Here is a 21,084-nt window from a genome sequence, read left to right on the forward strand (position 1 = left end):
ATGGAAGAATTGCTGCCTTACTACGAGCGCGAGCTGGCCTTCTTGCGGCGCGGCTCGCGCGATTTCGCCGATCGTTACCCGAAGATCGCCGCGCGCCTCGCGATCTCGGGCGAGCACTGCGAAGATCCGCACGTCGAGCGGATGATCGAATCGTTCGCGCTGCTCGGCGCGCGCATCAACAAGAAGCTCGACGACGACTACCCCGAATTCACCGAAGCACTGCTCGAAGTGCTTTACCCGCATTATCTGCGGCCGTTTCCGTCGTGCTCGATCGCGCAGTTCGGCGCGGCCGACGCGCACCAGCTGACCGAACCGGCCACGATCGAGCGCGGCACCGAGCTCAGAAGCCGCGCGCTGCGCGGCGTGCAGTGCCGCTTTCGCACCGCGTATGACGTGACGCTCGTGCCCATTCGCATCGCCGAGGCGCGCTGCGTGCCGATCTCGATGGCGCCGAGCGCCGCGCTGTTGCCGAACAACGCGACGGCGATCGTGTCGATCACGTTCGAATCGACCGCGCCGCAGCTCGACGTCGGCGCTTTGAAAGTGAACACGCTGCGCGCCCACCTGCACGGCGAGCAGTCGTTCATCGCGGCGCTCGCCGACAGCCTCTTCGTCAACGCCATGGCGACCTACGTCGAAGCCGACCGCAGCGGCCAATGGAAGCTGCTTCGCGCGGCGCCGCTCGCGCAAGCGGGTTTCGACGAGGCCGACGCGCTGATCGACTATCCGGCGAAATCGCACCCGGCGTATCGCCTGTTGACCGAATACTTCGCGTTTCCCGAGAAATTCAACTTCGTCGACTTCGACCTGGCGGCGATGACGCGTGCGAGCGGGCGATGCAAACGCCTCACGCTGCACGTCGTGCTCAAGGACGTGCGCAGCGATTCGCACGTCGCGCGCCTGCTCGAATCGTTGTCGGCGCAACATTTGCGGCTGTTCTGCACGCCCGTCGTCAACCTGTTTCAGCAGCACGGCGAGCCGATCCGCGTGAATCATCAATCGGTGTCGTACCCGGTCGTGGCCGACGCGCGCCGTGCGTTCGCCTACGAGGTCTATTCGATCGATTCGGTCAAGCTCGTCAAGCAGCGCGCGCATGAGGAGACGGTGACGGAGTTTCGTCCGTTCTATTCGTTGCATCACGGCGAGACGGCACGCGAGGGGCACTACTGGTTCGCCCGCCGCAACGACTGGGTCGCGCAGAACAGCCCCGGCTACGAGACGGAAATCTCGGTCGTCGATATCGACTTCGAGCCGGCCGCGCCGCAAACCGATACCTTGTCGCTCGATCTCACCTGCACCAACCGCGACCTGCCCGAATCGATGGCGGTGGGGCTCGAAGGCGGCGACCTGTTTTACGAAGGCGGCTCGCTCGCGGGCAGCATTTCGCTGTTGCGCCGGCCGACGCCGACCGTGCGCTTCGATCGCGGCCGCGCCGCGCACTGGCGGCTCGTCTCGCATCTCGCGCTCAATCACGTCTCGCTCGCGAGCAGCGGCTTGGCCGCGCTCAAGGAAATGCTCGTGCTCTACGACTTGCGGCGCACGGCGGTATCGGCGCGCCATATCGACGGGCTCGTCGGCATCGAGCAGCGCGCCGCGGTGCAGTGGCTGCCCGGCAAGCCGTTCGCGACTTTCGTGCGCGGCATCGAGATTCAGCTGACGATCGACGAGGAGCATTTCGTCGGCACGAGCCTCGCGTCGTTCGTGCGGGTCATCGACACGTTTTTTGGGCTGTACGTGCATTTGAACAGCTTTGTGCAACTGGTCGTCGTGTCGAAGCGCACCGGCGAGGAGATCATGCGATGCAAGCCGCGCAGCGGAGAATCGATCCTGGCGTAGTCGAACGCCTGCTCGACGAGCCGTATCGCTTCGAATTTTTCCAGGCGGTGCGGATGCTCGAGAAGTGGTTCACGCAGCAGGCGCCCGAGCGCGCGAATGCGCGGCCCGGCGACGTGCTCGCGCGCCATATTGCGTTTCGCAACACGCTGTCGCTCTCGTTTCCGGCGAGCGAAATTCACCACGCCACGCCTTACGACGAGGCGGGCGCGGCCATTGCCGATAGCGCGAAGCGTGCAGAAGCGATCGAGGCGGGGGAGCTGGCGCGCATCGAACTGATGCCGATGTTCTTCGGCCTATTGGGCGGCCAAGGCGCACTGCCGCTTCATTACACGGAGCAGATGGTTGCGCGCGAGATGAAGCGCGACCACGCCGCGCGCGAGTTCTTCGACATCTTTTCGAATCGCGCCACCGCGCTCTTCTACTCGGCGTGGAAGAAATACCGGCTGCCGTTCCACTACGAACTCGACAAGGACGAACGCTATCTGCCGCTCTTGCTCGCGCTCGCGGGCGTGTCCGATACGCCGTCGCGCACGAGCGTTCAGCAGGGTCGCGGCGCGCTCGAAGACGAAGCGATCGCAGGCTATGCGATGGCGGCGCGGCATCGGCCGATGTCGGCGGCTTATTTGCAGCGCACGCTGGCGGAGTATTTCGACGTGCCGGTGCGCGTCGAGCAATTCGTCGGCAAGTGGTACGACGTGCCGCCCGATCAAGTGACGCTGCTCGGCAACGTCAACGCCACCTTGGGTGCGACCGCGCTTGCCGGCGCGCGTGTCTGGCAGCGCGACATGCGCGCGCGGCTCGTCGTCGGTCCGCTCAGGATGGCCGACTACGAGGCGTTCTTGCCCGGCGCCGAGCGCGCCGTCGCGCTCGAACGGATGCTGACGCTGCTCGCGGGCGTGACGCTCGAGTATGAAGTGAAGCTCGTGCTGCGCCGCTCGGAAGTCGGCTCGATTCACCTCGGCCGCGGCGCGCGCCTTGGCTGGGACGCCTTCCTCTGCACCCGCGATGCCGAGCGCGATCGCTCGGACGCCCGCTACGAACTCCACGTCATTCACTGACTGACCGCAACACAACAACACGAGAACCGGACCGCACGATATGAGCACGCCCCTCAAGACCCTCATCGCGAAGCTCGACACCACCTGCCGGGACGCCGCGTCGCGCGCGGCAAATCATTGCCTTGCGCGCGGCCACTACGAGGTCGATCTGGAGCACCTGTTCATCGCGCTGCTCGACGAAACGGCGAGCGACTTCGCGGTCGTGCTGAAAGCGAATCGCGTGAGCGCCAATGCGGTGCGCTCGGATCTCGAGCGCGAGCTCGAACGCCTGAAGACCGGTAATACGCGCACGCCCGTGTTCTCGCCGCATTTGATCGCGCTGTTCGAGCAGGCATGGCTGATCGCATCATTGGATTCGCAGATCGGCAGCATTCGCTCGGGGCACGTGCTTCTGGCGCTGCTGAGCGCGCCTGACCTCGCGCAATTCGCCCAGCGCATGTCGCCGCTCTTTGCGAGCATTTCGGTGCCGGACTTGAAGCACAAGTTCGACGAGACGACGGAAGGGTCTTGTGAGAGCGAGCGCGCGCGTTCAACCGCCGCCGCGGCGAGCGATGCAGCGGCGCGCGACGACAACGACGGCTTTGCCCAAGCGCCCAAGGGCCCATCGAAGACACCCGCACTCGACACTTACACCACCGATCTCACGCAACGCGCGCGCGACGGCGCGATCGATCCGGTGATCGGCCGTGAAGCGGAAATCCGCCAGACCATCGACATCCTGATGCGCCGCCGGCAGAACAACCCGATCCTCACCGGCGAGGCGGGCGTCGGCAAGACGGCCGTGGTCGAAGGGCTCGCGCTGCGCATCGCCGCGGGCGACGTGCCCGAGCCGTTGCGCGGCGTCGCGCTGCACGTGCTCGACATGGGCTTGCTGCAGGCCGGCGCGAGCGTGAAGGGCGAGTTCGAGAACCGCCTGAAGAATGTGATCGACGAAGTGAAGAAGAGCGTCCACCCGATCATCCTCTTCATCGACGAAGCGCACACGATCATCGGCGCGGGCGGTCAGGCTGGGCAGAACGATGCGGCGAACCTCTTGAAGCCGGCGCTTGCGCGCGGCGAGCTGCGCACCATCGCCGCGACCACATGGAGCGAATACAAGAAGTACTTCGAGAAAGACGCGGCGCTCGCGCGGCGCTTCCAGGTCGTGAAGATCGAGGAGCCGAGCGAGACGCTCGCCGCCGCGATGCTGCGCGGCATGGCGACGAAGATGGAGGCGCATTTCAACGTGCGGATTCTCGACGAGGCGATTGTCGAGGCGGTGCGCTTGTCGCATCGCTATATCACGGGACGTCAGCTGCCGGACAAGGCCATCGGCGTGCTCGATACCGCTTGCGCGAAGGTTGCGCTCGCACACAGTTCGACGCCTGCCGCGATCGACGATACGAGAAAGCACATCGAACGCGTCGATGCGGAGATCGTGGCGTTGGAGCGCGAGGCCGCAACGGGCGCTTCACACGGGGAACGTTTGGCGCAACTGCATGCGCTGCGCGAGGAGGACCTCGTCGCGCTTGCGCGCGATGAAGCGCGATACGAGGAAGAGCGCGCGATCGTTACGCGCATCGAAAGGCTGCGGGCGGAGATCGACAAGGCGCGCGAGGCGGTCGCGGCAGGCGACGCCGAGCAGACCGCGCAAACCGCGCAAACCGCTGACGTCCGTGACGCGCTAGCTGCAGAGACCTCGAAGCTGCAAGCGCTGCAGAACACGCAACCGATGGTGCCGCTGCAAGTCGATGCGCACGTGGTTGCGGAGATCGTCGCTGCTTGGACAGGCATTCCGTTGGGCCGCATGGTGAAGGACGAAATCCAGACTGTGCTGAACCTGCAGCCGCTGCTGGCCGCGCGCGTGATCGGCCAGGACCACGCGCTCGAAGCGATCGCGCAGCGCGTGCGTACCGCGAGCGCGAGCCTCGAAGACCCGAACAAGCCGCGTGGCGTGTTCATGTTCGTCGGGCCGTCGGGCGTCGGCAAGACCGAGACCGCGCTCGCGCTCGCCGACATCCTCTACGGCGGCGAACGCAAGCTCGTCACGATCAACATGAGCGAATACCAGGAGGCGCACAGCGTCTCCGGCTTGAAGGGCTCGCCTCCGGGCTACGTCGGCTACGGCGAAGGCGGCGTGCTGACCGAGGCCGTGCGGCGCAATCCGTACTCGGTCGTGCTGCTCGACGAAGTCGAAAAGGCGCATCCCGACGTGCTCGAAATGTTCTTCCAGGTGTTCGACAAAGGCGCGATGGACGACGCCGAAGGCCGCGAGATCGACTTCCGCAATACGCTGATCATCCTGACGTCGAATGTCGGTTCATCGGCCGTGATGCAGGCGTGCCTGAACAAGAGCGCCGAGGAACTGCCAGACGCGGACGCGCTGGCCGAAACGTTGCGTCCGCATCTATACAAAGCGTTCAAGCCCGCGTTCCTCGGCCGCATGAAAGTGGTGCCGTACTACCCGATTCCTGACGACGTGCTGGCCGAGATCATCGAGCTCAAGCTCGATCGCATCAAGAACCGCATCGCCGCGAATCACAAGGCGGCGTTCGAATGGGACGAGTCGCTCGTCGACGCCGTGCTTGCACGCTGCACCGAAGTGGATTCGGGCGCGCGCAACGTCGATCACATTCTGAACGGCACGCTGCTGCCGGAGATCGCGGAGCACGTGCTGGAGCGGATCGCGGAGGGCGAGTCGATCGGAAAGATTGCCGTGCATGCGAACGATGCGGGCGAATTCGAATACACGGTGGCTTGATATGGCGATCGATCTGAACACTTTGTTGGCTCCGGTTTCCGATGCGTCGCCTTGCGGCGAGGACCTGCTGTTCTCGTCGGATTTCGACGCGATTCAGCACGCGCGGCGCTTCGATGATCCGTCGCTCGATCAGGGCGAGTGGGTCACCGAAATCAAAGAGGCCGACTGGAACTTTGTCATTGAGCGCAGCACGGCGCTTTTGAAGTCGCAGACGAAGGACTTGCGGCTTGCCGCGTGGCTCACCGAAGCGTTGGCGATCGAAGACGGCCTGCCGGGACTCGCGCAAGGCTATGCGTTGCTGGCCGGATTGAGTGAACGCTATTGGGATCACTTGCATCCGCTGCCCGAGGGCGACGACGCCGAGTACCGGCTCGGCAACGTCGCGTGGCTGATCGGCCGTACTGCGCAGTTGCTGCGCGAGGTGCCGCTTGCGCAGGCGCCGGGCGGCGCGCCGTTTACGGCGCTCGATATGGAAGTGGCGACGCACGTCGCGCAAGCGGTGAAGCGCGATCCCGATCACGCGGACGACATCGCGCGGGGGAAGCCGTCGATCGAGCAGATCGATGCGGCGAAGCGGTCGACGCCGGTGGCGTTTTATCGCTCGCTTTTAGGTGATTTGACGCGCTTCGAAGTGGCGATGCTCGCGCTGGAGAAGGAGCTGGATAAACGCGCAGGTGATTCGGCGCCGAGCTTCCGTCAAGCGAAGGATGCGTATGAGGTCGTTTATCGGCTTGCCGAGCGGTTTGCGCGGGAGCTTGGCGTGAGTGCGGCTGAGCCCGTCGCTTCGCCTGCGCAGCAGGCCGATCAAATGACGCACAACGAAGCCGGCGGACGCGCCGAACCGACGTTCAAGGCACCGACGCAAACGCAACGCGAGGAACCCATGCTGAACACGACGCCGCAAGCGGCAGCCGGACTTCAGAACCGTGCGCAAGCGGTCGCGCAATTGCGTGCGGTGGCGAAGTTTTTTAGGGCGACGGAGCCGCATAGTCCGGTTGCTTATCTCGCCGATAAGGCCGCGGAATGGGCGGATATGCCGTTGCATCAGTGGCTTGAGACCGTCGTGAAGGACGATGGGTCGCTTGCGCATTTGAGGGAGTTGTTGGGGGTGAAGGCGGAGTGAGGCTCCGATACAGATCTCGCTGCCTAAATGTGGGGTAGTGCGGTACTACGACGTCGTAGGAAGAATTTAAGAGAAAAATCGCGAGTGCAGTCGAGAATTCTTTCGCAACTTGCTCAGAAAGTCGCCATTTTAAAATTTGGCGTTTTGGGTCATTTCGTGCACGGTTGTCAACATATAGCAATAGCTCAAATCGATAGCGTTTGATGGTCGCTGGAATTGCAAGATTTGACAATTTTTAGGTATGGCAGTCGATATCATAGTGTTTGTGAAATAACTAGCCGAAGCGACCGATTAGGTAATTATTCCCTGGATTTTGTGAGGTCTGGATAATAAATACCGAAAGCGTTCGGTCGTCGGTGCGCCTCAACTGAACAAGAAAGGGATTGCGTTGTGAGTTCAACGCTTTCCACTTATTATTCCGGTCGCATTCAGAATCAAGAAACTGACGGGTGAGAGATTATGGGAGCGCAGGACCTTAATTCGATAATGAAGGCTGGTGTCTATCAAACAGACCGCCTCCTCAAGCTGGATACACCCCTTGGTTCTGATGTTCTACTGCCGCAGCGTGTGGTTGGAGAATCTCGCATCGGCCGAAATTTCGAATTTACGGTCGATGTCGTTTCGCTGAAAGGCGAAATAGAGTTGAAGACGCTGGTCGCGCAATCGGTCACGTTGTGGATTCAGCAAACCGACAAGTCCTATCTGCCGCACCACGGTTATGTCCATACCGTGCGGAAGCTCGGCGCCGACGGACAGATGACGAGCTATCAGCTCGCCTTTTCGTCATGGATGCATTTTCTGAAGTTTCGCAAGGACGCTCGAATATTCCAGGAAAAGACGGTCGAGTCCATCCTCGAAGAGGTCTTTGACGCGCATCCACAGGCAAAAGGCGCCTATCGATTCGCGCTTCGCAGCCCGACGCCGACACGCTCGTTTTGCGTTCAGTACGAGGACGATTGGAATTTTGCTCATCGCCTGATGGAGTCGGAAGGCCTGTATGGCATCTTTGAACAGGCGAGCGACGGCAAATCCCACACGCTTGTCATTACCGATGACCTGTACACGTGCAAGCCGGTGGAGCCACAGCAGGTCGAGTTTTATCGCTCAGGCGTGAACAGCGAGACCGATGCGTTTGTGCAGTGGTCCGGCACACGCACGTTGCAGAGCGTGACGTATTCGACAAGCACGTTTGATTACAAGACGCTGAACGCGCGAAAGACCACCAGCGCCCCAACCGTGCAGAATCAAGGCGATCTGCCCGACCAGGCGGAAGTTTACGAATACACGGGGCCGTACACGTATCAGCAGAGCGGGCGTGGTGACCATCTCACGAGCCTGCGCCTCGAGGAATGGGAGTCGCGAGCGAAGCGATTTTATGGCGCGGGTAGCGTACGCCGCGTCGATGCAGGGCGTTGGTTTCAGCTGGCAGACCACCCCGAACATGATAGTGACAAGTCGCAGGATCGCGAATTCGCGGTCATCGCTGTCCAGTGGTACATCGAGAACAATCTGCCGATTGGGGAGAGCCGCCCCTTTCCTCATAGTCTGCGGGCTCGTCTTGCTCAGGTGCGCGCGGAGCATCAGGACGGGCTCGCGCAATCGCTCGTAAAGGATTCCACCGGCGGTGAGGGGTTCTTCCTGGCTGAAGTTGAGGTGCAAAGGCGGAACGTCCCCTTCCGCAGCCCGTTCGAGCATAAGAAGCCGGTCATGCACACGCAGACGGCAACAGTTGTCGGCCCTTCGAATGAGGAGGTCTACACGGACAGTCTCAACCGCGTCAAAGTCCGCATGCATTGGGACCGGGTTAGCAGTGGAGATGAAACGTCGTCTTGCTGGATGCGCGTCATGTTTCCGCACGCAGGCGGTGATTTTGGGGGGGTCTTCGTGCCGCGCGTGGGGCATGAGGTGGCCGTGACATACCTGGATGGCGATTGCGACAGGCCCGTCATAAGCGGTTGTTTGTTCAACGATGCTCAGCAGCCGCAGTGGCACACGAATGGCCTCATGTCCGGCTTTAAGTCCAGCGAGTACAAAGGCTCGGGTTTCAATCAGCTCGTATTCGACGACTCCACTGGACAAAACCGCGCCCAGTTGCTCAGCTCGACAGCGAACAGCTACCTCCACGTCGGCTATCTCATCGACCACACCGGCAATACGCGAGGCAATTATCTCGGGACCGGCTTCGACCTGAAGACCGAAGCCTACGGCGCGGTACGGGCCGGCCAGGGGATGTATTTGTCGACCTTCGCGCGGGGCGGCACGTCGAGCCAGCCGCTGGATGTGCATGAAGCGAAAGAACACCTGACCGAATCGGTGAACGTTGTGGAGATTCGCTCCGACGCGGCGAAGGCAGTGCAAGCCGAGGATTTGACGGGCGCGCACGACGACTTGCAAGCGTTTACCAACGCCACGGAGCTGGAGGCTTCTGGTTCGGCGTCGGGGGGCAGTACCGCAGGAGGTGGCACGGGTAGCGCTAACGGATTTTCGGAGCCGGTCATGCTGCTTGGCAGCCCGGTGGGCATCGGGCTGACAACGATGAAGTCCGTGCATGCGGCAGCCACCGACAACGTCAATCTGGTCAGCGGCGCCAACACGCACGTGGCAGCTACGAAATCGTTCATCGCGAGTGTGGGCGAGAAAATCAGCCTCTTTGCACAGACCGCGGGTATGAAGCTTTTCGCTGGCAAGGGCAAGGTTCAGGTGATGGCGTTGTCCGACAACATCGAGATGACTGCGGATAAGACCGTCAAGATCATATCGACTTCGGACGCGGTATCCGTGGTCGCGCAGAAGGAAATAACCCTGTCTGCCGGTGGGGCTGTGATTAAGATTTCCGGCGGGAACATCTCGGTTCACGCACCGGGCGCTTTGGATTTCAAGGGAGCGTCGCATTCCTTTGCCGGGCCGCAGGGAGAAAATGCTTCCGCGAGCGTGCCTGCGTCGAGCTCCTGTGCCTCGCAGTTCGCTTCGGCGGCGTCGAGCGGCGCAGCGCTGGTTGGGTAATGTCCTTGCGTCCACGAGAAGAAGCATGACGACCACAACGTACATCATTGTCGAACCGAGCAACGGGGCACTGGATATGTCGCCAGCGCCCAACGCTTACGAAATCGGCGAACTCATCCCTGTCGCGCGCCCCGAATTGGAAGGCGTAGCCCCGGTTCTATACCGGCTTGAACACACGGAGCGCCAGTTGCCGCGTGTGCGCGAACTGGCCGAATCCCACCATCGAGACGGGCGTCCGCCGCTGATCTGCTGCGTGCTCGAAACCGAAGCAGTGACAGACGTGATTCGAGAGCATCTTGCGGAGTCACTTCTACTGCGCAAGCCTGCTGATGGAAGCGTGGTGTTTCGCTACTACGATCCGCGTGTCTATGCGCATCTGGGTTCGATACTCGCGCCGGGGCAGATGCTTACGCTGATGGGACCGGTGACCCGCTGGACGTATCTGGATGTGGCTAGAGCGTGGCAAGAGGCAAGCTTCGACGGAAACGGTAGCGGTAGCCTTGCTGTGACTGACGAACAGTATGAGCAGATAGCACGTCTGAGTTTCGTTCGACGAGCACTCGAGCTCTTGCGCGATGCAGGTGTCGCGATGTCGGCCGACTTGCCGCGTCAGCTCGATACGCAACTGCGCAAGGCTGAGCGTTATGGTCTTTCTCCGGAAGACCAAATCCCGTTTGCACTGCACGGTGTGCTCGTCGCGCCCAATTTCGACCGCCATCCGCAAGTGCAAAGCGCGCTGTCTCAGGTCCGTGAGACGCCGTATGTCGATGCAGTTGGACAGTGGAGCGATAACGACTGGCAGCGCATCGGCCAGGAAAGCGCTCAGTACCCGCTCTCGTAAACAATCTGCTTTTTAAGGAATGACTCGCATGCTGCTAGATGACTCCGGTTTTCAAAGCATCAGCCAGATTACGAAAGCCGCAGTGTCTGCGGGCGCCCCAGCAACACAATGCAAGATGTGCCAGAAGAAGGGGCTGCCGATACTACCGGTGCGCTATTCGGCGCTGGCGGCTACGCGCGCGCATGGCATCGACGGTGTGCCTCTAGTAAGTGGCAGCTTTGGCGCCCACGTGCAGGGTGTCGCGTCGGGTAAGGCAAAATACACGCTTCGCTCCCTGCGATACGGTTTTGTGTACGTCTACTACCCGAAGACATCGGCGTGGAAGTGCTACGCGGTAACCAACGAGGGCAACTGCTACGACTATCCACTCGATGTCGTGCTGGACCGCTCGACCGAAATGCCATTTTCGTGCACGCAGACCGGACATCCGGAACTCGCGCAGTGCATCACGATCGAGAACGCCAACAAAGTCGGGACTGTGTACCTTGCCTTCAGCGACGTTCAGTGGACCAAGGCGGTGCGCGACGCTTACGCCGCTGATAAGGAAGGTTGCCGCACAAAGCGGATGCAGGCATTCAATGCTTCTGCCTGGTTTGCAAGTCCGGGCCACGCGCCACATGCGGCTTCGGCGACTCAGGTCCAGCAACTGGTATCCGAGTACAAGGGCGGGGGCGATAAGGTGTTTTACACCTCGCCTTTTCCGTATAGAGACCGCAGCACGGAAGGTGCGGCACTCAACACAGCGATGGACCACCTCGCCCCTCATAAAGGTGCAGTGTTCGCGCTTTGGGACCCCGTCGGCATCACACAGGAACTCAACGTGGAGAACCATTACGCCTACGGTGTGGTGAAAGCCGAGTATGAATGGGGCGTCTGGTCGGCCACCATGGCCAAGAACTGGAAGGAGGTCGTTGAAGACGGCGCGGTCAAGGATGACAACATGGCCGAACAGATGCTCGAAGGCCAGACGATGGAAGCAGAGGCACTCGGTTCGCTGTTCGACGGCGGCAAGCAGCTGAACAAAGACCTCGCGCAGTTGCGCTCGAGCCAGCAGGCCGAGCTTTCACAGGTCCGTGAGAAGGCGTGGGAGAGTTATGGGGAATCTGTCAGCACGACGGCGGCCGACGAATATCTGCAGAAAATGCAGACTGACTATGCAAATGAGCAGAACGCGACCTGGTTGCCTTTGTCGCAGGACTACACCCAGTGGCTCAGCTCGCCGAATCTCGCGCACGTCTTCCAATATGACTATGACGAGCAGGACGCGTTAAGCGGGATGTTTTACGAAGGTGCCTTCACAGCTTGCATCAAGGGAGCGTCCGAAAGAAAGGAGGCGCTGGACCAGCTCGCGAAGTGGTTGCAAGGCAAGGCGGACGACCACTCGAACCTGCTACTGCGAGCATTTTGCCTGAACCTGAAAACGAACGTTGACCACTTGATGTCGACGGCGGGCTTTCCCTATTCCGAATTACGCGAAACCTGCGCCAAGGCCATCGAATCCTGGTTTCAGGCTGCGAAGGCAGTCGAGGGCAAGGCGCCAAAATATTTTGCGGACTTCTATCTGCGCGGAGCGCGTCTGGTCTACGAACTTGGAGCGCCAATTGCCCGTGTCATGTCTTCCGGTGCGGAAAGCGCCGCCGCGAAGGTTGCCGTCTATCTTGCCAGTGCGAGAAGCGGCCGTGTGGTGCTCTACAGGCCAGTGCAAGGGAGCCAGTCGCAATGGATTACCTACTTCGCGCGTCAGATGTACGAAATGATGCCGGCCGCCAAGCGGCCCAGCATGCGCGACCTGAAGTCACAAATCCGCACGCAGTTCACGACGAATGGCGCCGACGGCCGAATAATGGAAGTGCCGCAGTTCATTATCGTCGACGAGGCTGGGCTCACCAACATCAATCAGGGTGCACCGGGAAAAGCGACTGCGCAGCAGGTCACCAGTCCTGCGAACAAGCTCATGCTCACGGATGAGACCATCGAGAAAGACTTCGTACCGACCTTCCGCAAGCTGACGGGTGGGGAGGTGGCGGGTTCCGGCATCTCGGCCGTGTTCACCGTAGTGAACATGATGTACGCGCTAAAGGAGTTTCAGAAGTCCACGCACTTCAACAGCCGGGAAACGATGCTCAAGTTCGGAACCTCACTCACTACGGTGGCGGGCGGTGTCATGAGTCTATCCGGCAATCTGCTTGAGGCTGCGCATGGCGCAAAACTCACATTGCCAACATTTCTCTCCAAGGAACTGGCCGAGCGGCTTGGAATTGCCGGTCGCATCCTCGGGGCACCAGCTGCGGTCGTGGGTGTGGTTTATGACTTTATCAACGGCACGGAGCAGTGGAAGTCCGGCCATGTAGGACTAGCCATTGCTTACTGGCTGTCCTCCGGTATGGGAGCCCTGCTTGCCATATGCCTGACGTTCGGCGTGTTGACCTCCTGGATACTGCCGTTGACCATCCTGCTTATCGTCATCGGGCTCGTCATCATGTGGTTCAAGGAGCGCGAGATAAAGGAGTTTTTGGGGCGCAGCTACTTTGGGACCAACAAGAAGGGCGACAAGTATCATACGCTGCAGGAAGAACAGAAAGCATATAGCGGATTGGGAGCCTAGCCATGGCATGGGATGGCATTGTATGGGTGAAGCTGCGCAGGCAGCTCAACGATGAAGAGAGGGCGCGACAGCTCAAGGTAAATGCTGTGGTCAGCACGAAGGCGCAGGACGACTTTTCGGTGTTCGAGATGAACGACATATTTCTCGAGACCACCAATGCTGCCTACGCACAGCGCGGGACGCTGACTTACGGCTGTATTTTTATCTTCGCGATTGGGGTGCTGTTCGTCTGCGGGATGATATGGGCCGTGTTGAATCCGCCGCCCAACACGAGCGGTGCGGAACTCATACTTGCCATGGCCTTCGTCGTGTGCTTCATGTTATTTGGACTGGGCATCATATTCGTGTCGCTTTGGGGGTTTCACCAGGAGAATTTCACTTGGACAAGAATCCCGGTGCGCTTCAATCGCAAGACGCGCATGGTCCATGCCTTTCGTGGCGCTGGCTCGAAAGGCGTTATCTCAGTTCCCTGGGACAAAGCCTTCTTCTTCATCGAACAGCGTCCGAAAGACCCGATTTCGCGTGGAACCCCATATGGACTGCGCTGCCACGTGCTCGACGATGGGGGGCAGGTGATGCAGTCGTTCTCGGTCGGCCGACGCGTGTACACAATTGACGACGAGTCAACAGAAAATGGGCGCTCCATCGTGCATGGGTTAAACGACCAGTTCGAGTTCATTCGCCGTTACATGGAGGGTGGCCCCTCTGCCGTGCCCGCCCCAGAGTTGGTTCCAACTGAAGTCTCACTCCGGAATAGCGGCAACCTATACTTCCGCACTGACAGGAAACTACTCGCCGAAGGCAATGTGGTCGCCACGCTGCTTGTCTGGCTGCTCAAGCCATTTATTGCACTTACCGTGGTGTTGCACTACACCGGCATGCGCACGAGCCGCGAGCCGGTCTGGCCCGCGGACATCGATGCCAGCCCGATGTCGCTAGCAAAGACCTAATCAACGGACTCAGGATGAAAAAGCCCCTTAACAGTGGCCTCGTTCTGGCGGCATTGCTTGCACTTGGCGCCTGTCACAGCTCATCGGACAGCCCGCTTGCCCGTGCGGCCGCGGCGATGGCAAAAACCGAGGCGCCACGCGACGCCCAATGGGTCAAACTCGATAGTAGCGACAAGGTCGTGCAGGAGTGCTCCATCAAGTTCCCCGAGTCCGGCGAACCGTGGACGGGGCGTCTTGCGCTCAAACAGGGTGAATACGCCATTCACGCACGACTTGAGCAGGACGGAACGAGTGGTGTTTGGTCGTCTGGTGAGGTGTGGTCGGACGCAAAGACCGACCTCGGCAAAGATACCGTTGACGAGAACGTGCTACGTACGCGCCTGCACAATTGTGTTGCGCATACCATGGCGCTGGGCATGCTCGCGAGCACCGTAGGCCCGGACAGCCCCGTTGTTGCTGCACTACGCGAGCAGGAGCGGCAGGAAATCGACGCTGCTCGAACTCGAGCAGCGTCGAGCAAGACCGCGAACTAGTTCGGCGGATTTCCAACCCAACGGAGTCTCGCATATGAGCCGCAAATTCATTCTTAAAGACGACAAGACTGACCACGACGGTGTGGTGCTCGATGGCATCGCGGGCTCATCGTTTGATGGCCGGCCGCTTGCGTATCTTGGCGCGCCTGTCCAATGCCACACATGCAAGTCCGAGGGGACCATCATCACAGACGGTGCACCTCATACGATGTCGGTCATGAGCAAACAGGTAGCGTTGGAAGGCGACTTGTGCCAATGCAAGTGTGATCCGCTGCCGAAGCTGATTGCGTCGCAGGCGACGGGAACATTGTCGAGCTGACGACGGCTGCCGGCTTTGGCGTCGGCGTGCTCGCAATCACGCCAGCTCCAAAGCCTCACGCAACACCCCCCTACCGCCCCACCCGAAACTCAATCCTTCGATTTCTCGCTCTCCCATCCGCCGTATCATTCGAAGCAATCGGCTGATCCGGCCCAACTCCCATCGTCGCCATCGATTGCGGCGCAATCCCCTGCGTAACGAGATACCCCTTCACCGCATCCGCACGCGCCTGACTCAGCGCAATATTCGAAGACCGATTCCCCGAGTTATCGGTATGCCCGATGATCTCAACGGACTTCCCCGGCATCTTCGAAAGCACCGCCGCCATTTGATTGAGAATCGCGCGGCCTTCGGGCGCCAGCGTCGCGCTACCGGTTTCAAATTCGATCGTGCGATTCGCGAGCGTCTGATCGAGCAGCCCCTGTTCCGAAGCAGAAACACGCAAGCCATTGCGAATCGTATAAGTCGGATTCAACGCATTGGCCATATCGCTAGCAATCTGCTGCCGCTGCGCTTCGTTGTTCACTTCGCCCTTCACGTCGATCGACGTGCCGTCGATCTTCAACTGCCCCTTGCTGATCTGCTTGAGCTGCGGCCCGATCAGCTTCTGCACGTTCCCTGCCCAGTTCGCTGGCGTCGAGACGTTGCCCACTTCGATCTGATCGACCACGTTCGCGGCGCCATACGTATCGCGCAGACGCTGAAGCACGGCATCGCGCGTCGCTTCGTCCGGCACCTTGCCGCTCACGACCACCTGCCCAGGCGTCGCATTGGCCGTGGGCGGCGTGTACGAACTCGCGGCGCGATTACCCGCAGGCGCAGGAGCAACCGCATTCGACCCACCCGCCGAATTCGAAGCACCTGACGCCGGCAGAACCGTCATCTTGACCGTGATGCCACTGTTATCAATCGGCGTAACAGTCGCAGGCCCGGCGTTGTCGGCAAGCGCCGACCCATTCGCAGCAAAACAAGCCAGCAACACCGCCACCGCAAGCGAATGCCGCTTACCCAACCGTGAAAAATTCATCATCGCCATCGCATCAAGCCCCAACAAACGCTTCGCGGAACGTGTCGATGCCGACACGCAACGAGAGCTGCGGTTGTTCAAGATAGCTGACGAGCTTGCTGATTCCATGATCGTTTTGTGCGTGGTCGTCGATCCATTCGGGATCGTCGATGTCGATGTTGTGCGCGGCGTATGCCTGCGGGTCGAGGACGCTGTGCAGCGTTTTCGCGGACGCGCCGTTGAAGCCGACGATGAGCCGTTCGCGCTCGGCGATCGTGCCAATGAAAATCGCGAGTTCAAAATCGGCCTGCGAGACGAACGGCGCGATCAACTCGAGCCAGAACGCAGCGACGAGGCTGCGATAGAACGTGTCGTTCGGCAGCGGCAGCGTGAGGCCGCGTTCGAGATGCGAGGACTTGCTCTGCATCACGGGCCTGAGCAGCGAGCCCAATGCGAGCATCGCGCCACGCAAGCGCACCGGATGGCCGCTCGCGAGCAGCATCTGTTCGAGGCCCGCCATCGTCTGATGATCGACGAAATCGGCGAACGTGCCGTCGTGCGGATTGGCGGGCCCGCCCACGTCGATCGGCACCTGCGTTTCGCCGAGCGCCTGCAGCGCCGCCGTCGGTTCGGCTTCATCGAGCAGCGAGCGCATCTGCGTTGCAGCACGCCCCCATAGCCGCGCGAACGCGAGCGGGCTGCGCGCGAGGAACGGCAGCGGCCGGTCGACTTCGAGCGCGGTCGCGGCGAGGAACGGGAAGCGCCGCGACGACACGTCGTGGCTCGCCATGATGTGCCCCGCGATCGCGAGCTTGCTCTGTGAGCCGAGGAACGCGAAGTGCATCGGCTTCGAGTTCTCGTAGACGATCTTCCAGCGCGGATCGTCGGCGAGCAGTTCCATCGCCTGCGCGACCCAGCGGTCGAGCGTCTGCAAGAGCTGCGGGTTGTGCGCGCTCTTCACAAAATCGCCGCGCGAAGGGAGCTTGCCGAAGTAGGCGAGTTGCGCCTGAACCGATTGCGTCATTGCGCACCTCCAGTGTTGCCGGCCGCCGGGGCGGCCGGCGCGTTCGCGGTCGCCGAGACGTTCACCGGCGTGCCTGTTTGTGCGTTTGCGGCGGCGCTGGCGCCGGCGAGCGCGCTCGAAGCGCCGCCGACGTTGCCGCTCGCGATCGCGAGCGCGGCGTTCGCCGCGCCGATATCGGCCACCGACGACGGCAGCTTCAAGCCACGCAGGCTCTGCTGCTGCGGCTGGTCGCTGCTGCCGCCGCCGGTCGGCTGCGACGTGCTGATGATCCGCATCGACAGCGCGACCGTCACGTTGCCCTGCGTCCACGACAGATCGAACGTGCCGTCCGGACGGCGCTTGCGCTGCGCCGAGTTGATGAGCTTCTCCAAGCCGTAGCGGCCCGGCTCGTTGACGAGCTGGATCGTGCGGCCGTCGAACGTCGTCGCGGACAGCGTCGCGCCCGGCGTGCCTTGCGGATTCGGCCACACGAAGTTGGTCCACTGCGGCGGCGTGTTGCGGTAGCGCAGCTGCTGGCCGTCGATCGCGATCGTGTACTCGGTCGTGCCGGTGCTCGGCTCCGGCAGGATCTGGAACACCGTCTGCGGCTCGGACGATCCGCCGCCGCCTGCACCGCCACCGGCCGCGCCGCCCGCGAGCGGTGCGACCCAGCGTGCAAAGCCGGTCGTGAAGTCCGGCGTGAGCGTCAAGCCCATGTCGCCCCAGGTGCGCGCGGTGAGCGTGTCGCCGCGGCGCACGGCGAGCGGCCCGAGCGTCGTGTTGACGAACTTCGCGACCGAGCCGTCCGGCCCGAACACCTGCGCGATTTCGCCCGCGCCGGCCTCGACCTTCGCGTCGCTCGCAAACGGATACTTGTTCGCGAGCGAGCCCTGGAACGGCTGGTACACCTGCGCGTTCCACACCTTGTTCACTTCGGCGCTGGCGGGCTGGATCACGACCGCGAACGCCTGCATCAGCGGCCGCACGAGCAGCGGTCGCAGCGCCTTGCGTTGCGAATCGGTGAGGCCCGTGAGCATTTGCTCGTCGACGAGCTTGAGCGAATCGGCGAGTTCGGAGCCGTTGCCGTCGAGCGTCTGCTGCATCAGCTCGCGCGCGCCCGGCCCCGGGTCGCCCTGGTTCTTCAGCACGTTAAAGCGCGTGCGGACCTTCGAGAGCGAATCCATGTAGCCGCGCAACAGCGAGTTGCCGTCTTGCGTCGCGACCACGCGTGCGAGCCCCGAGAACTGCTGGCCGATCGGACCCACGCCCAGCTCGACCGGATTGCCGTTGATGTCGATGTTCGCGGCAACCGTGCCCGACGGTGCGCGCGAGAACAGGTTCTTGAACCAGTTCGTCACGCCGCCTTGCACGCTCTTCAAAGCCGAGTTCGCGAGCGCGGGGTTGTCCCACGAGGTCTGGTCGTAAGCCGTTTGGAGCACCTTCTTGATCGGCGAATCTTGCGGATCGCCCAGGCGGTTCATCGCATCGACCGCCTGATTGAAGCTGCCGAAGCTCTGCACGGCGATGCCCTGCATGAACTTCTGCCAGTGCTGCGCGTACTCGTCCTTGTACATGCCGACGAGCGCCTTCTGGATCTGCTCCGGGCTGCCTTCCAACGTCAGGTCGTCTTGCGATGCCGTGTTGAGCACCCAGTCCTTCGCTTGCAGTTCCTTCGTCGCGGCGTCGCGGATCGCGGGCTGCACGTACTGGAACCACGCTTCGCGCGTGAAGGTGCCCGGAATCGCGTAGCTGCCGCCGATCAGGCTCGTGTTCTGATCGCCGACGATGCGTGCGATCGTCATCGGCGCGAAGCGAGTCGACGCGCGCGCCTTGATCTCCTCATACACACGCTGACGCGCCGGCATGCCGCGCACGACGCGGCGCAGGTTCTCGCGCGTCTGGTCGACGAGCGAGAGGTTTGTTTCGATCATCGGCCAATCGTCGTCGTTCACGCGCGCCAGATAGAACGTGATCATGCGTTCGGCGCTGCGGATCATCTCGTCGCGAGGCATGTTGCCGCGATTCGATTCGAGCCAGCCGCGCCAGAAGCGGGCGATCTGGTCGGTCAGGTGCGCCTGCTCGACGTGGCGCTTGTCGGAGAGCATCAGGTAGGTCTTGAGCGCGTTGTAGGCGTCTTCGACGTTGGTCGGCGACGCGTCGCTATAGAGGCCGCCCTGGCTGCCCGCTGCGCTGGAAAGGCTCGTTGCGCCCGGCGTGCTGGCCGCGCCGGGCGTGCGCGCGGCCACCTGGATCGCGCCGGAATCGGGCGCGTGCGTCATCGGCGCGAGCTGGTCCGGATGCGCGTTCACGTCCTTCAGGAACGACACGAGATTCTGCGAGACCGGATCGAGCATCAATTGCTTCACGCCGCTGTAGTACTCGGCGAGCAAGCGCTGCTCCATCTGATCGCCTTGATACAGCCCGAGCGAGACGGACAGCGGCCGGTCGCGGCGGAACTGCTCGAGCTGATCGATGCGGTCTTCGAGGATGTCCATCGCTTGCAGGCGCGACTGCAGGTCTTCGCGGTTCTGCTGCAAGCGCACGACGTTGTCGAGATCGGCCTGCACGTTCGCGGCGAGCTGCTGATTGCCGATGGTCGACCATGTCCAGCCGCCGAGCGCGAGCGCGAGCACGGCGACAAAGGCGAAGAACGTCGCGTAACGCAGCCGCGTTTTTGCGGGGCTCGCGAATTGGCGCACCGTCTGGCGGTCGGCGAAGATGACTTTCGAAAACAGGTCGCGCAGGAAGAACCCGTTCTTCGAGAACGCGCTCTGCGGCTTGGGGATGCTGTCGGTGTTGAGGCCGAAGCGCTGGCCGATGCGCTCGGCGGCGGCGCTGTTCGTCTCGCCTTCCTGCAACGCGCTCGTGAAGTAGAAGCCGCGGAAAATCGGCTTGTACTGGAACGGGTTGTTCTCGAACAGCGTGGCGAGGAAGACGCGCAGCGCGGGCTTGATCGTCGAGAACTCGAGCGGGAAGCTCAATTGCCCCGGCGACAATTTATTGCCCCGGCTGATCGACATCTGCGCAACGCTGATCTCCTTGAGCCCGTCGTAAAGCGCTTCGAAGCGCTCGTCGAAGAGGGCGACGATGTCGCGCTTCTCGTCGGGTTCGTAAGGCAGCGTCGCGCCCCAGACGCGGTCGTACTCCGTGCGGTCGCTGCCGCTGAAGAATTCGGTGAAGCCGGTGATGAGGTCGGTCTTCGTGAACATCACGTAGACCGGCGCGAACACTTCGAGCTTTTCAGTGAGCTCCTGCACGCGCTGGCGCAGGTTTTTTGCAAGGTTGATCGTCGCTTCGGGGCGGTTGCCGGTCAGCTCGGCGATGCTCGCGGTCACGATGATGCCGTTGATCGGCGCCTTCGGGCGGTAGCGCTTGAGCAGGTTCAGGAAGCCGAGCCATTCGCTGCGGTCCTCCTCGTGCACCGAATAGCGGCCCGCGGTGTCGAGCAGAATGCCCTCGGTCGTGAAGAACCAGTCGCAATTGCGCGTGCCGCCGATGCCGTGGACCACCGCATTGCTCTTGTCGGCGAACGGGAACTGCAGCCCCGAGTTCAGCACCGCGCTGCTCTTGCCGGCCGCCGGGTTGCCGATGACGATGTACCACGGCAGTTCATAAAGCGCGGAGCCGCCGGACATCTGGCCGATCTTCGAGGTCTTGATCGTTTTGACCGCCTCGACGAGCCGCGTGCGCAACGCGTCGAGCTCCGGCTGCTTTTGCGACACGGCCGCGGTCGTGGTCGCCCCGGCGCCCTGCTCGGCCTGCGCTTCGAGCATCTCGCCGAGCTTGTTGTTCGCCCGCCGCGTGCGCAGCTTTCGCCATAGCCAGACCAGCAACATCAGCAGGACGACTGCGCCGAAGATCGCGGCCGGCCAGACCAAATCGATCTGCAGCGCATCGGCGCCGATGAACAGCACCGCCGCGAGCGCGATGAGGCCGACCACGGTCAGCGTGCGTTTATGAGTCAACCAACTGAGAAAGCGTTGCATAAGGCGTTCTGGTCTTGATGATAGGCGTGGCTAATTGCGGCTAAGCGTGGCTAGTTGTGGCTGCTTGTGGCATTAAGTGCA

Annotated in this window: 13 protein-coding genes; 10 read left to right on the forward strand and 3 right to left on the reverse strand. The window is 61.8% G+C overall.

All coding sequences use genetic code 11. The annotated features are described in order from the left end of the window. From tssF to FAZ95_RS24440, 10 genes are all read left to right on the forward strand, one after another. The gene (tssF, locus tag FAZ95_RS24395) at positions 1 to 1,836 is read left to right on the forward strand and encodes a type VI secretion system baseplate subunit TssF (protein WP_137335097.1); all 1,836 of its coding nucleotides are present in this window, start codon (positions 1 to 3) and stop codon (positions 1,834 to 1,836) included. Then, positions 1,800 to 2,894, forward strand: a complete 1,095-nt coding sequence (tssG, locus tag FAZ95_RS24400) for a type VI secretion system baseplate subunit TssG (protein ID WP_137335098.1) — start codon at positions 1,800 to 1,802, stop codon at positions 2,892 to 2,894. Before tssF ends, tssG begins: the two co-directional genes overlap by 37 nt. Before the next feature lie 40 nt (positions 2,895 to 2,934). Beyond that, positions 2,935 to 5,634, forward strand: a complete 2,700-nt coding sequence (gene tssH / locus FAZ95_RS24405; RefSeq protein WP_137335099.1) for a type VI secretion system ATPase TssH — start codon at positions 2,935 to 2,937, stop codon at positions 5,632 to 5,634. A 1-nt stretch (position 5,635) separates the two neighbouring features. Continuing rightward, entirely contained in the window at positions 5,636 to 6,757 is a 1,122-nt protein-coding gene (gene tssA, locus FAZ95_RS24410) for a type VI secretion system protein TssA (RefSeq protein WP_137335100.1), read from the forward strand. Between the two features lie 459 nt (positions 6,758 to 7,216). Then, the gene (locus tag FAZ95_RS24415; protein ID WP_137335101.1) at positions 7,217 to 9,760 is read left to right on the forward strand and encodes a type VI secretion system Vgr family protein; all 2,544 of its coding nucleotides are present in this window, start codon (positions 7,217 to 7,219) and stop codon (positions 9,758 to 9,760) included. A gap of 25 nt (positions 9,761 to 9,785) precedes the next feature. After that, complete coding sequence (locus FAZ95_RS24420) at positions 9,786 to 10,601, forward strand: DUF4123 domain-containing protein (protein ID WP_175425742.1); 816 nt, start codon at positions 9,786 to 9,788, stop codon at positions 10,599 to 10,601. 28 nt (positions 10,602 to 10,629) lie between these two features. After that, positions 10,630 to 13,206, forward strand: coding sequence for a T6SS effector BTH_I2691 family protein (locus tag FAZ95_RS24425; protein WP_137335103.1), 2,577 nt, complete (start codon positions 10,630 to 10,632; stop codon positions 13,204 to 13,206). A gap of 2 nt (positions 13,207 to 13,208) precedes the next feature. Next, positions 13,209 to 14,156, forward strand: coding sequence for a DUF6708 domain-containing protein (locus FAZ95_RS24430; RefSeq protein ID WP_137335104.1), 948 nt, complete (start codon positions 13,209 to 13,211; stop codon positions 14,154 to 14,156). Positions 14,157 to 14,170: 14 nt separating this feature from the next. Next, complete coding sequence (locus FAZ95_RS24435; protein ID WP_137335105.1) at positions 14,171 to 14,689, forward strand: hypothetical protein; 519 nt, start codon at positions 14,171 to 14,173, stop codon at positions 14,687 to 14,689. A 34-nt stretch (positions 14,690 to 14,723) separates the two neighbouring features. Continuing rightward, positions 14,724 to 15,008, forward strand: a complete 285-nt coding sequence (locus FAZ95_RS24440; protein ID WP_137335106.1) for a PAAR domain-containing protein — start codon at positions 14,724 to 14,726, stop codon at positions 15,006 to 15,008. A gap of 70 nt (positions 15,009 to 15,078) precedes the next feature. Here the strand turns inward: FAZ95_RS24440 and FAZ95_RS24445 are convergent, their stop codons facing one another. From FAZ95_RS24445 to tssM, 3 genes are read right to left on the reverse strand one after another with little or no spacing between them, the layout of a single operon-like run. After that, the gene (locus tag FAZ95_RS24445; protein ID WP_137337575.1) at positions 15,079 to 16,035 is read right to left on the reverse strand and encodes an OmpA family protein; all 957 of its coding nucleotides are present in this window, start codon (positions 16,033 to 16,035) and stop codon (positions 15,079 to 15,081) included. 13 nt (positions 16,036 to 16,048) lie between these two features. After that, complete coding sequence (gene tagF / locus FAZ95_RS24450) at positions 16,049 to 17,038, reverse strand: type VI secretion system-associated protein TagF (protein ID WP_137335107.1); 990 nt, start codon at positions 17,036 to 17,038, stop codon at positions 16,049 to 16,051. Further along, positions 17,035 to 21,003: a type VI secretion system membrane subunit TssM gene (gene tssM, locus FAZ95_RS24455; protein WP_137335108.1), complete on the reverse strand. Its 3,969-nt coding sequence runs from the start codon at positions 21,001 to 21,003 to the stop codon at positions 17,035 to 17,037. The genes tagF and tssM overlap by 4 nt, the downstream gene beginning before the upstream one ends. Between the last annotated feature and the right edge of the window lie 81 nt (positions 21,004 to 21,084).

Source organism: Trinickia violacea (assembly GCF_005280735.1).
In the GTDB taxonomy this organism is placed as follows: domain Bacteria; phylum Pseudomonadota; class Gammaproteobacteria; order Burkholderiales; family Burkholderiaceae; genus Trinickia_A; species Trinickia_A violacea.